Below are 11158 nucleotides of genomic sequence, written 5' to 3' on the forward strand. Positions count from 1 at the left end.
GAGATGATTCATGAGTCGTATCGTTACCGTCGCCGCCACCCAGATGGCCTGTTCCTGGGACCTTGAAGCCAACATCGAGACCGCTGAAAGGCTGGTACGCGAGGCCGCGGCCAAAGGCGCGCAGATCATCCTGATCCAGGAACTGTTCGAGGCGCCGTACTTCTGCCAGAAGCCGAACCCGGATTACCTGCAACTGGCCACGACGGTTGAAGATAACGTCGCCATCAAGCATTTCCAGAAAGTCGCCAAGGAACTGCAAGTGGTGCTGCCGATCAGCTTCTATGAACTGGCTGGCCGCGCTCGTTTCAACAGCATCGCGATCATCGATGCCGACGGCAGCAACCTCGGGATTTATCGTAAAAGCCACATCCCGGATGGCCCGGGTTACCACGAAAAGTATTACTTCAACCCGGGCGATACCGGCTTCAAAGTCTGGAACACCCGTTACGCGAAAATCGGTGTGGGCATCTGCTGGGATCAGTGGTTCCCGGAGTGCGCCCGCAGCATGGCGTTGCTGGGCGCGGAAATCCTGTTCTACCCGACCGCCATTGGCAGCGAGCCGCACGACAAAACCATCTCGTCCCGCGACCACTGGCAACGCGTGCAACAAGGCCATGCCGGCGCCAACCTGATGCCGCTGATCGCCAGCAACCGCATCGGCAACGAAGAACAGGACGGCTACGACATCACGTTCTACGGCTCGTCGTTCATTGCCAACCAGTTCGGCGAGAAGGTCCAGGAACTCGACAAGACCGAGGAAGGCGTGTTGGTTCAGAGCTTCGACCTCGACGAGCTGGAGCACATTCGCAGCGCGTGGGGATCGTTCCGTGATCGTCGCCCGAACCTATACAATGCGCTCAAAACCCTCGACGGTTCCCTGGAGTCCTGATCGCATGACCACTTTAAACAGCACCCCGCGCGCCGACGGCTTCTACATGCCCGCCGAGTGGGCGCCACAAACCCAGACCTGGATGATCTGGCCGGAGCGTCCGGACAACTGGCGCCTGGGCGGTAAACCCGCGCAAGCCGCGCACGTGGCCGTCGCCAAAGCCATCGCCCGTTTCGAGCCGGTGACCGTGGCGGTCTCCGCCGGCCAATACGAAAACGCCCGGGCCCGCCTCGATGTGCCAAATATTCGTGTGGTCGAGATGTCCAGCGACGACGCCTGGGTTCGCGACACCGGCCCGACGTTCGTCATCAATAACAGTGGCGAAGTCCGTGGTGTGAACTGGGACTTCAACTCGTGGGGCGGTTTCGATGGCGGTTTGTACTCGCCGTGGAACCGCGACTCGCAGGTGGGCGGCAAGATCCTCGAGATCGAGCGCAGCCAGCGCTACCGTACCGAAGGCTTTGTGCTTGAAGGCGGTTCGATTCACGTCGATGGTGAAGGCACCCTGATCACCACCGAAGAATGCCTGCTCAACCGCAATCGCAACCCGCACCTTAATCGTGCAGACATCGAAGCGGTGCTCAGCGCCCATCTGGCTGTGGATAAAATCATCTGGCTGCCGGACGGTCTGTTCAACGACGAAACCGATGGTCATGTGGATAACTTCTGCTGCTATGTGCGTCCGGGTGAGGTTTTGTTGGCCTGGACCGATGATCCGCAGGACCCGAACTACCCGCGCTGCCAGGCGGCAATCAAAGTGCTGGAAAGCAGCACGGATGCCAAAGGTCGCCCATTCACGGTGCACAAGATGCCGATCCCGGGGCCGTTGTATGCCACCGAGGAAGAGTGCGCCGGTGTGGATCCGGTGGACGGGACTCAGGAACGTAATCCGACCGTCCGTCTGGCGGGTTCCTACGTGAACTTCCTGATCGTCAACGGCGGCATTATCGCGCCGAGTTTCGACGATCCACTGGACGGTCCGGCGAAAGAGATTTTGCAGGCGCTGTTCCCGCAGCACGAAGTGGTGATGGTGCCGGGCCGCGAACTGTTACTGGGAGGCGGCAATATCCACTGCCTTACCCAACAGCAACCGGCACCGCACAAGGAGTGAGTGGGGTTGTAACAGCGTGAGTTGATGGCTCAGCCCATCGAGCAAAGGTCAACCCCCGCGTCGACAGTAAAAGCCCGCAGCCCTTATGGACTGCGGGCTTTTTTGTATCCGCTTGTCGACAGTCCGGAAATATTGGCACAGCTCTTGTATCTCTCAAGGCGTAAACAGGGAGGGGGAGAACTGCGATGTTCTGTCATAAACCTTGGATAAGTTAGCCGCTCACGAACCAGGAGAGAGCGCTGAAATGAACGCCGAAGTGAACGTAGTGAGCGAGCGGGCGTTGCATCCCCTGGCAGTCAATAGCGAATCGCTCCAGGTCCTGGCGCACTGGTTGAAGTCCAATGGAACGCGTCAGATCAGAGAACCTGATCCGCGCCGGATGATGATCGAGCGCTACCCCGCTGGTTTATTCAGCGAGGCGGAACTGGAAGCGTTGTGGGATGTGATGGAAGGATAAGAAGAAAAAACAAAGGATTGATAAAAGCGCTGCCGGGATGGCGGCGCTTTTTTATGGGCGATGGATTTTTGTGACCTGCACACAACCCCTGTGGGAGCGAGCCTGCTCGCGATGGCGGCTGGACAGTCAACATCGATGTGGATTGATCCACCGCTATCGCGAGCAGGCTCGCTCCCACAGGGGATTGGTGTCGGTCACACCGGTTGTGGCGTGTTTAGAAGCTATAAGTGCCAGTCACCACCAGGCTGCGCGGTTCGCCGGGTTGAATCTGCGCGGCGCTGGTGGCCGACGAGTAATAGGTCTTGTCGCTGATGTTGTTCAGCGCCGCGCGCAAGTCCCAATCCTTCTGCCGGAACCCGGCCAGTGCATCCCAGCGGCCATAACCCGGCAGCACGACGGTGTTGAGGTTATCCGCATAGCGCTGGCCCACCAGGGTCAACCCGGTTTCCGCATACCAGCCCATTTCCGGTTTCCAGGTCAGAAACAGGCTGCCGTTGTGCTTGGCCACGTTGCTGATGCGCTTGCCTTCAAAGCCGTTGTTGTCCTTCTCGACCGTCGCGTCCTGTACGCCCACGCCACCGCGCACGTACCAGTTGCCGGCAATTTTGCCGGTGCCGGTCAGCTCGATCCCGCGGGAACGTTGCAGGCCCGAGAGCAAGGTGATGGTCGGGTTGAGCGGATCGCTGGTGCGGCGGTTGTAGAGTTCCAGTTCGTAGATTGCCAGGGTGGTGCTCAGGCGGTCGTCGAGCCAGTCGCTCTTCACGCCGATTTCCTTCTGCTTGGTCAGCTCCGGGCTCAAGTCGTTGCTGTTACCGGCAGTGCCGGGCGTGATGCCGATCAAACCGCCGCCCACTGGCGAGAACGTCTTGGTCCATGAGGCATAGAAGGAATGATTCTGCAGCGGCGTCCAGACCAGGCCTACACGCGGGCTGGTGCTGTGGCTGTCACGGTTTTCGGAAATGTCCCGCAGCTTGTTGGTCGATTCGATGTCGAACGTGTCGTAGCGCAGACCGGCCAGCAGTTGCCATTGATCGTTCAGGCGCAATTGATCCTGCACGTACACCGCACGGCTTTCGACTTCGGTGTGGTTGTCGCTGGACACTTGCATGCGCCCGGTATGACGCAGATCGCGATTCGGGTAGTACAGGTCCAGCGCCGGCACCGGTGAGCTGCCCCGCCCGGAAGTGGCCGCGGTGTACAGGGTCGGATCACGGCGCTGGCTGCCGGTCTCGATGCCGGTCAGCAAGCGATGCTCCAGACCGAAGGTGTTGAAACCGCCTTCCAGTTCGACGTTGTTATAGACGTTGCGGGTGGTCAGGTCTTGCTGCCAATGCTGGCGCGTGACCTTGTTGGTGGCCGGGGTGTAACCGGTCAGGTACGTGTTGTCGAAATCGCTGTCGAGCTTGAACACGCCCAGGGTGTGGCGCAGCTGCCAGTTGTCGCTGAGTTCATAGCTGAGTTTGGAACGCAGGGATTGCGACTTGTCGTCGATGAAATCGTGCTCGCTGCCGTAGGTCGTATCGCGTCCTACGTCTGCCGGGCGCCCGTTTACCCCAGGAATACCGCGATCCGGCGTGCGGTTGTAACGGCTGTATTCGTACTGCACCAACCAGTTCAGGTCCGGCGTCAATTGCCAGCTCATGGACGGCGCGAACAATTGGCGATTGCCGCTCACACCATCGCGAAAGCTGTTCTGATCCATGTTGCCCATGTTCACGCGCAGGCTGATGTTCTCGGACGGATCGGTGCTGAGGTCGGCATACAGGCTGCGCAAATCATCGCTGCCGCCCTGGGCTTCGATGGTCGAGCGGCGGCCGAACTCGGGCAGTTTGCTGACCCGGTTGACGATCCCGCCTTGGCTGCCACGGCCGTATAGAACGGCCGCCGGGCCCTTGAGGACTTCGATGCGCTCGATGTTGTGCAAGTCGCGCACGTATTGGCTGTCGTCACGAATGCCATCGAGGTAGAAGTCGTTGCTCGCGTCGAAACCGCGGATGCGCAGGCTGTCGAAACGGGTGTCGGCCCCGCTGCTGACGTTGGGGATGCCGCTCAACGCAGTGCCCAGATCATTGGTGCCGTAATCCGAGACGTTCGAGGTTTTAATCGAGTCGATGGCTTGAGGCACGTAGCGAACCGGGGTCGCAGTCCGGGTGGCGGTGCTGGTTTCCTTCACTCGCGGGTCATCGGCCTCCGCTTCGGCACTGATCGAGGTTTCGGGTAAAACGGTGGTCGCGGCGCAGGTGAAACCGGCAGACAGAAAAGCAGAAAGCCCAAGGGTTACGGGCGTAAGGCGGAAGGGGGCAGGCATCTGAAGCGCATCCGAAAGGGTGAAAGAATTCGAGGGCGCGAATGATAATGCTTGTTATTTGCTTTAGTTAATTATTCTTGAAAAGTTCCGCTGCTTGATTGTTTCGAGTTGTGTCGAGATTGCTACAGAGGCTTGTCGAGGCTATTCGACCGATTCATGAAACAGACTGAACGCCATTCCAGCGTTTTTCCGCAATCGTCTGAGGATTAGTCTGCCGGCACTGAATTTCACTGATTGATTGCCGGAGTCTTCCCATGATCCTTCACTACATTTACGACCCTTTATGCGGCTGGTGCTACGGCGCCAAACCGCTGGTGCAAGCCGCCCAAGGCGTTTTACCGGTGATCGCCCACGGTGGCGGCATGATGAGCGGCGCCAACCGCCAAGCCGTTTCGCCACAATTGCGCAACTACGTCATGCCCCATGACCGCCGCATCGCCGAATACACCGGCCAGCCATTTGGTGAAGCGTATTTCGAAGGTCTGTTGCGCGATGAGACCGCTGTGTTCGATTCCACACCGCCAATTGCTGCGGTGCTGGCCGCCGAACACATCGCCGGCCGAGGGCTTGAGTTGCTGGGGCGTCTGCAAACCGCTCATTACGTGGAAGGTCTGCGCATCGCCGATGAAGCGGTGTTGTTGGCGCTTGCCGAAGACATCGATCTCGAATCTCAAGCCTTCCAGATGGCATTCAAAGCAGTCGGAACCGATCGCCATATAAAAGACAGCCGCGCATTCTTGGCCAAGGTCGGCGGCCAGGGTTTTCCGACCTTCGTCCTTGAACAGGATGGACAATTTACCCTGGTCGATATCAGCCCCTGGCTCGGCAAGCCGCAAGCGTTCGCACAATGGTTAAGCGAATCGCTTCCTTCACAAGCGCCATCAACACCCGTGCAAGCCTGTGGCATCGACGGCTGCGCCCCTTGAATTCATCCGGAGTCACCATGGACAACCTGAGCCTGATCAAAAGCACCTACGAAGGCGCCAACTCCCAGGAAAACGCACGCAACACCGCTGCGGCCCTGGCCGTGGATGCCCGCTGGACCGAATCTGCGGGCTTTCCTTACGCCGGCACCTACGTCGGTTTCGATGCCATCGTCGAGAACGTGTTCAAGCGCCTGGCCACTGAGTGGGACGATTTTCAGTTGAAGATCGAGGACTACGTCGCACAGGGTGACAAGGTGTTTGCCTACGGCAATTACAGCGGAATCTACAAGGCGACTGGCCGTCCGATGAACGCTCGCGTGGCGCATTTATGGACGCTGGCGGATGGCAAAGTCACCCACTTCGAACAGTTCGTTGACAGCCATACGGTGCAACTGGCGATCGCTGGCAAGTAATTGCTTAGACGATTTTCGCCTTTTCATAGACGATTCATGAAATTGACACAGACTTCTGGGCGCGGCTACGATCGCGCCCAACGCCTGTGGCTAACCGCCATGACTCATAAAATAATAAAAAGGCCCGCCACGATGTTCTCGTGGGCGGGCCTTTTTGTTTTGGGGTGAAAAAAGAGTGCGATAGCGCCGTTTCAGCCGTTCGACACAGCGCGTATCAACCGGTAATAAGGAAAAGAACAAAATGTTGAATAAGCGAATCAGCCTGATCGCTCTGGGGATGTTGAGCGCTACACAGGCCATGGCTAACGACCAGGCCGAATCCAAGGGCTTTGTTGAAGACAGCAGCCTCAAAGTGCTGCTGCGCAACGCCTACATCAATCGTGACTACAAAGACGGCAACCCGGACAAAGCCGAGTGGGGCCAGGCGGCCATCGGTACCTTCTCGTCCGGCTTCACCCAAGGCACCGTCGGTGTGGGTGTGGATGCTTTCGGTCTGTACGCCCTGCGTCTGGATGGCGGCAAGGGTCGCACCGGCGCACAAGGCATCGACTTCTTTAAAAAGGGCGACAGCGGCAACGCGGCTGACGACCTGTCCAAGGGCGGTGCAGCGGTCAAATTCCGTCTCTCCAGCACCACGCTGACCTACGGCGACCAGATGCCGGCCCTGCCGGTGCTGAGCTACGACAACGTGCGCCTGCTGCCAGAAAGCTATACCGGCACCTTGATCACCTCCAAGGAGATCAAAGGCCTGGAGCTGAACGCCGGTCGCTTCACCGCCGAGTCGCGCAAAAGCGCTGAAGGCCGTGACAGTGGTGGCCTGAAGTCGATCAACGTGTTGGGCGGCAGCTACCAGTTCACCGAGCAATTCAAGGCTGCGCTGTACGCATCCGACGTCGAAGACGTGTTGAAGAAGCAATACGTGAACGCCAACTACGTGTTCCCGATCGACAAGGATCAGTCCCTGACCCTGGACTTCAACGGCTATCGCACCAAGCTGGATGATTCCTACGTCCGCGAAAGCGGCGCTACCGGCGACGACAACAAAATCTGGAGCCTGGCGGCGACCTTCGCCACCGGCCCGCACTCGTTCACCCTCGCTCACCAGCGCAGCACTGGCGACAGCAACCTGGGCTACGCCTACGGTGGTTACCAGAAGGGTCAAGGTCGTGTCGGCGACGGTGGCAACACCATCTACCTGGCGAACTCCTACTGGTCCGACTTCAACGCCGAAGACGAGCGCAGTTGGCAGTTGGGCTACGGCCTGGACTTCAGTGCCTTCGGTATTCCGGGGCTGAGCTACAACTTTGCCTACGTGCGCGGTGACAACATCACCACGTCCACCAGCGAAGGCGGCACCGAGCGCGAAATCTTCAACCAGTTCAAGTACGTCGTGCAAAGTGGCCCGGCCAAAGACCTGAGCGTGAAACTGCGCAGCTCGATCCTGCGTGTCTCGCAGAAATCCAGCGAGTACAACGTCAGCGGTAACGAAGTGCGTGTGTTCGTGGATTACCCGATCAACATCTTCTGATGATCGATTGAGTGTTCGACACTCGATAAAAAACCCCGACTGGTTCGGGGTTTTTTTCGCCTGAGAACCTTCGAAAAACGCATAAAACGGCCATTTTCGATCATAAAAATTCGAATTAAAGCAACGTCATGCCGCGTTTCAAGCAGCGTTTGATATGCCTCAAATTCTTTCTCATGGACGTAAATCCTGTGCTCTCTAGATTAGGCAGCTAAATGCACGGAGATTTTTAAAATGATCGTTTTGAACAAAGAAGTGGGCGAATTTCTACGGCGTGACAAATATGCCAACGTCCGGGGTGCTGACTTCAATCTTTTCGGTCATTTCAACGATTTCGTCAGATTGACCAGAAGTTGGGAAAACATGGAGCCGGACAGTTACTACGGTCAGGCCGAGGCGGGTATGCGCTATCGTCGCTACAGCGATTTCGAGTACAACCCAGTCACGCGCGACCTGAAGCAACTGGAACACCGCGCGTATGTTCAGTCCAAGGCGAACAACAGTTACGTTGGCGGGATGGTTCGGCACTTCCAGGACTTCTCCGATGAAATCATCAGTTCGCCGGTGATGCGCAGCCTGATCGACACCGACTTCGAAGTGTACAAAAACGTGTTGCCACCTGAGTTGCACGACGAAATCTGGCAATGCCAGATTCATCAGATCCGCATCGAGATCAAGCCTGGCAAACAACTGGAAATCACCCCGGAAGGTATTCACTGCGACGGTTATCCGTTCAGCGGCGTGCACTTCTGGGGACGCAATAACGTTGAAGGGGCCGAGAGCCGTTTGTACGACACTGAAAACCAGGAACACCTGGCCTCGACGACGTATCAGGAAATCCTCGACACCACCTACTTTCTCGATCGCGACATGCGTCACTACGTGACACCGGCACGCAATACCCATTCTCACGACATGGCGTACCGGCAAATTCTGGCGATCTCTTTCTCGCGGCCCGGGACCGCTTTCGACATTGTTCGCTGAACAGTACAACACCGTGACCAGCCTCGCCGAGTGCCCCGCACCGGTGATGCTGCGGCGCACCACGGCCAAGGATGCACAGCGCCTGGAACGCTTCTTTCGGCAATTCGAAGAAGTGTCTTTCTGTGAATGGCAGGACGCCAAATGCCTGCGCAGTGTGCTGGTGCAGAAGACCACCACCGCGTTTATCGCGCTGGACGTCAGCGGCGAAATCGTCGGCGCGGTGTTGGGCGGAATGCTCGGCAGTCGCGGCACGATCAACCACCTCGCCGTGAGCCCGGATTACCGCAGCCAAGGCGTCGGTCAACGTCTGGTTGAAGCGGCGTCTTCAGACATGAAACGTGTGGGCGTGCTGCGGATGTTCCTGTTTGTCGACGATGCTAACCTTGCCGGCCAGCGCTTCTGGAGTGCCCAGGGTTTTTGCGAACCGCGCGGCGAAAGAACATTTGAGAGGGACCTATGAATGAGACGTCCAGCCGCCAGCCGCTGATGGTCGAGCCCCACGCTTCGCGCACCTTCGCCGAAGCCAGCCCGGTGGTTGCGGGTTACTTCACGGTATCGTTTGTGTTCGGTTTGATGGCGGTGAATGCCGGGTTGCCCGTATGGCTGCCGGTCGCCATGTGCCTGTTCGTTTACGCTGGCGCTTCGCAGTTCGCCGCTCTGGCGCTGATTTCCAGCGGCGCTTCGCTCACCACCATCATCCTCACCACATTTCTGATCAACGCGCGGCACATGCTGATGTCGGTCTACATGGCCAAGGCGTTGCAAGCGATGGGCCTCAGTCGAATGGAGCGTTGGTGTTACGCGGGTGGGCTGACCGATGAGTCGTTCGCTTTTCACAGCGTCAAACTGGGCAAAGGCTCGCCCGTCAACGTGCGTTACCTGATCGGTTTCAATCTGTATTGCCACACCTCATGGGTGCTCGGCGGTTTGCTGGGGGCGATTTGCGCGCAGTACGCGGCGCACTTGATCCAGTACCAGCTCGACTATGCGCTGACCGCGATGATGCTCTACGTGCTGGTGTCGCTGTGCAACACACGTAACAAACTCATCGCCGCACTGGCCGCCGTCGCCTGCATGGGCACGCTGAGCCTGGTCGGCAGCTCGCCCTTCAATGTATTCATCGCCACATTCGTGGGCTGCGGGGTGGGCGTATGCCTGACCAAACGTTCCTGATTCTGGTGGTCGCGCTGATGATGGCCGTGACCTTCCTGCCGCGTGCGTTGCCGCTGCAAGTGAACACTGACCACTGGCCGCCCTTCGTCGCCCGGGCGCTGGAATACCTGCCGGTGGCGATCGTCGCTGCAATCAGCCTTACGCCGTTGTTGATCAAGGATCAGCACGTGCAGCTCGATCGCCCGGAATTCTATGCCGCGATTCCGACGTTGTTATGTGCGTATTTCAGCAAAAACCTCTTTCTCTCCGTTGCGGTGGGAACGGCTGCGTACATTGCGCTCGGCTCGTTCATGTAGCGGGAGGTCGACCACATCGTGCAAGGCCTGCCCCGACAACTCCGGATTATTGATCGCCAGCCGCACTTCGAGGGCATCCTCGAAACCGGGAAAAATCGTCAGGCCATTCCGCTGGGCCGCATCCCGCGAGACCATGCCGAGGCCATCCATTTGCGTGATCAACGACAACGTCAGGGTTTCGCTGCAGGAATAGACCATCCGCTTGCCCGACTCGTAATTGCCCAGACCGGCGTCGAGAAAGCGCAAGAAGCTGTGGGAATACGGACAATCGTCTGCCGGGCGCACCTGAAACTTGTTGCCGAGCAGCACCAGCGGATCATGTTCCTGACCGCAATGCGCACCGACCACCTGCACCTGGACCTCGGGCAGGATGATGCTGGGCAACCCCGGTTTCTGCGGGCCGATCAGCACCGCCAGGTCGAAGTCTTCGTTCTTCAGCTTGCTGAGGTTTTCCATCGACTCGGCGTAGCTGAATTCCAGCTGATAGTCGGGAAACACCTCGATCAGGCGTCCGATCATTCGCCGATTGAAGTCAGCCGACAGCGTCGTGTTCAGCGCCACCTTGAGCGTGCGCTGCCCAGGCACCTTCAGCGCGGCGACTTTTTCTTCCAGTTGCCGCGTGGCAACCAACACCTTGTCCATGTAAGGCGTGAGTTCCGTGCCCTGCGTGGTCAGGGTCAACCCCTTGTTGGAGCGACGAAACAACCGAAAACCGAACTGTTCTTCGACCTTGTTCAACTGCGCGGCCAACGCCTGCACCGTTAAACAGGAATGCTCTGCCGCCGCCGACAAAGAGCCGGTCTGCACAATGCGCATCAGGTTGCGTAAGGTTCTGCTATCCATTGGGTAATGCCCTCTAAAGTGGGCTGGCTATTTGTTGAGTACCTGGCCGCCGGTTGGGCGATACGTGCTGGCTATAATCCTGCACATGAACACGCTTGTCCCGAGTTTAGTAGCGAAATGATGCTGCGTCCGATGGCTGGAGGCTTACATAGAGTCGAGATTTTTGGGGAGGGGTGGGTGATCAGGGTCAAAAAAATGCTCGGACCGGGAGGTTTGGGCATTTTTTTTGGGTG

At 58.2% G+C, this 11158-nt stretch carries 12 protein-coding genes; 10 read left to right on the forward strand and 2 right to left on the reverse strand.

The features are described from left to right. The first annotated feature begins 10 nt into the window (after positions 1-10). The 3 genes from aguB (at position 11) to ACA075_RS01320 (ending at position 2457) form a co-directional block, all read left to right on the forward strand. The gene (aguB, locus tag ACA075_RS01310) at positions 11-889 is read left to right on the forward strand and encodes an N-carbamoylputrescine amidase (RefSeq protein ID WP_497296979.1); all 879 of its coding nucleotides are present in this window, start codon (positions 11-13) and stop codon (positions 887-889) included. A gap of 4 nt (positions 890-893) precedes the next feature. Further along, positions 894-2000: an agmatine deiminase gene (gene aguA / locus ACA075_RS01315; RefSeq protein WP_403104407.1), complete on the forward strand. Its 1107-nt coding sequence runs from the start codon at positions 894-896 to the stop codon at positions 1998-2000. A 244-nt stretch (positions 2001-2244) separates the two neighbouring features. Further along, positions 2245-2457 (forward strand): hypothetical protein, encoded by a 213-nt coding sequence (locus ACA075_RS01320; RefSeq protein ID WP_094469623.1) that lies wholly within the window; start codon positions 2245-2247, stop codon positions 2455-2457. 214 nt (positions 2458-2671) lie between these two features. On the opposite strand, the gene ACA075_RS01325 is transcribed toward ACA075_RS01320, so the two are convergent. Continuing rightward, the gene (locus ACA075_RS01325; RefSeq protein WP_497296980.1) at positions 2672-4765 is read right to left on the reverse strand and encodes a TonB-dependent receptor; all 2094 of its coding nucleotides are present in this window, start codon (positions 4763-4765) and stop codon (positions 2672-2674) included. Positions 4766-5019: 254 nt separating this feature from the next. Here ACA075_RS01325 and ACA075_RS01330 point away from each other — a divergent pair, with 254 nt between their 5' ends. The 7 genes from ACA075_RS01330 (at position 5020) to ACA075_RS01360 (ending at position 10082) form a co-directional block, all read left to right on the forward strand. Continuing rightward, positions 5020-5691, forward strand: a complete 672-nt coding sequence (locus ACA075_RS01330; protein ID WP_497296981.1) for a DsbA family protein — start codon at positions 5020-5022, stop codon at positions 5689-5691. 17 nt (positions 5692-5708) lie between these two features. After that, positions 5709-6104, forward strand: coding sequence for a nuclear transport factor 2 family protein (locus tag ACA075_RS01335; protein ID WP_497296982.1), 396 nt, complete (start codon positions 5709-5711; stop codon positions 6102-6104). A gap of 241 nt (positions 6105-6345) precedes the next feature. Beyond that, positions 6346-7632, forward strand: coding sequence for an OprD family porin (locus ACA075_RS01340; RefSeq protein ID WP_497296983.1), 1287 nt, complete (start codon positions 6346-6348; stop codon positions 7630-7632). Between the two features lie 231 nt (positions 7633-7863). Next, positions 7864-8613, forward strand: coding sequence for a 2OG-Fe dioxygenase family protein (locus ACA075_RS01345; RefSeq protein ID WP_094469618.1), 750 nt, complete (start codon positions 7864-7866; stop codon positions 8611-8613). Positions 8614-8659: 46 nt separating this feature from the next. Then, positions 8660-9073, forward strand: coding sequence for a GNAT family N-acetyltransferase (locus ACA075_RS01350; protein WP_169857613.1), 414 nt, complete (start codon positions 8660-8662; stop codon positions 9071-9073). Beyond that, positions 9070-9786 carry an AzlC family ABC transporter permease gene (locus ACA075_RS01355; protein ID WP_497296984.1) on the forward strand — a complete coding sequence of 239 codons (717 nt, stop codon included), beginning with the start codon at positions 9070-9072 and terminating at the stop codon, positions 9784-9786. Before ACA075_RS01350 ends, ACA075_RS01355 begins: the two co-directional genes overlap by 4 nt. Then, positions 9765-10082 carry an AzlD domain-containing protein gene (locus tag ACA075_RS01360; protein ID WP_094469616.1) on the forward strand — a complete coding sequence of 106 codons (318 nt, stop codon included), beginning with the start codon at positions 9765-9767 and terminating at the stop codon, positions 10080-10082. The genes ACA075_RS01355 and ACA075_RS01360 overlap by 22 nt, the downstream gene beginning before the upstream one ends. Here the strand turns inward: ACA075_RS01360 and ACA075_RS01365 are convergent. After that, positions 9999-10925 carry a LysR family transcriptional regulator gene (locus tag ACA075_RS01365; protein WP_042932449.1) on the reverse strand — a complete coding sequence of 309 codons (927 nt, stop codon included), beginning with the start codon at positions 10923-10925 and terminating at the stop codon, positions 9999-10001. The two genes, ACA075_RS01360 and ACA075_RS01365, sit on opposite strands and share 84 nt — an antisense overlap. Positions 10926-11158: the final 233 nt, after the last annotated feature.

The organism is Pseudomonas sp. LBUM1663, assembly GCF_059695905.1.

What these genes read in the sequence shown, in the direction of transcription:
- aguB (WP_497296979.1), top strand. Translation starts at nt 11, where the DNA reads ATGAGTCGTATCGTTACCGTCGCCGCCACCCAGATGGCCTGTTCCTGG.
- aguA (WP_403104407.1), top strand. Translation starts at nt 894, where the DNA reads ATGACCACTTTAAACAGCACCCCGCGCGCCGACGGCTTCTACATGCCC.
- ACA075_RS01320 (WP_094469623.1), top strand. Translation starts at nt 2,245, where the DNA reads ATGAACGCCGAAGTGAACGTAGTGAGCGAGCGGGCGTTGCATCCCCTG.
- ACA075_RS01325 (WP_497296980.1), bottom strand. Translation starts at nt 4,765, where the DNA reads ATGCCTGCCCCCTTCCGCCTTACGCCCGTAACCCTTGGGCTTTCTGCT.
- ACA075_RS01330 (WP_497296981.1), top strand. Translation starts at nt 5,020, where the DNA reads ATGATCCTTCACTACATTTACGACCCTTTATGCGGCTGGTGCTACGGC.
- ACA075_RS01335 (WP_497296982.1), top strand. Translation starts at nt 5,709, where the DNA reads ATGGACAACCTGAGCCTGATCAAAAGCACCTACGAAGGCGCCAACTCC.
- ACA075_RS01340 (WP_497296983.1), top strand. Translation starts at nt 6,346, where the DNA reads ATGTTGAATAAGCGAATCAGCCTGATCGCTCTGGGGATGTTGAGCGCT.
- ACA075_RS01345 (WP_094469618.1), top strand. Translation starts at nt 7,864, where the DNA reads ATGATCGTTTTGAACAAAGAAGTGGGCGAATTTCTACGGCGTGACAAA.
- ACA075_RS01350 (WP_169857613.1), top strand. Translation starts at nt 8,660, where the DNA reads ATGCTGCGGCGCACCACGGCCAAGGATGCACAGCGCCTGGAACGCTTC.
- ACA075_RS01355 (WP_497296984.1), top strand. Translation starts at nt 9,070, where the DNA reads ATGAATGAGACGTCCAGCCGCCAGCCGCTGATGGTCGAGCCCCACGCT.
- ACA075_RS01360 (WP_094469616.1), top strand. Translation starts at nt 9,765, where the DNA reads ATGCCTGACCAAACGTTCCTGATTCTGGTGGTCGCGCTGATGATGGCC.
- ACA075_RS01365 (WP_042932449.1), bottom strand. Translation starts at nt 10,925, where the DNA reads ATGGATAGCAGAACCTTACGCAACCTGATGCGCATTGTGCAGACCGGC.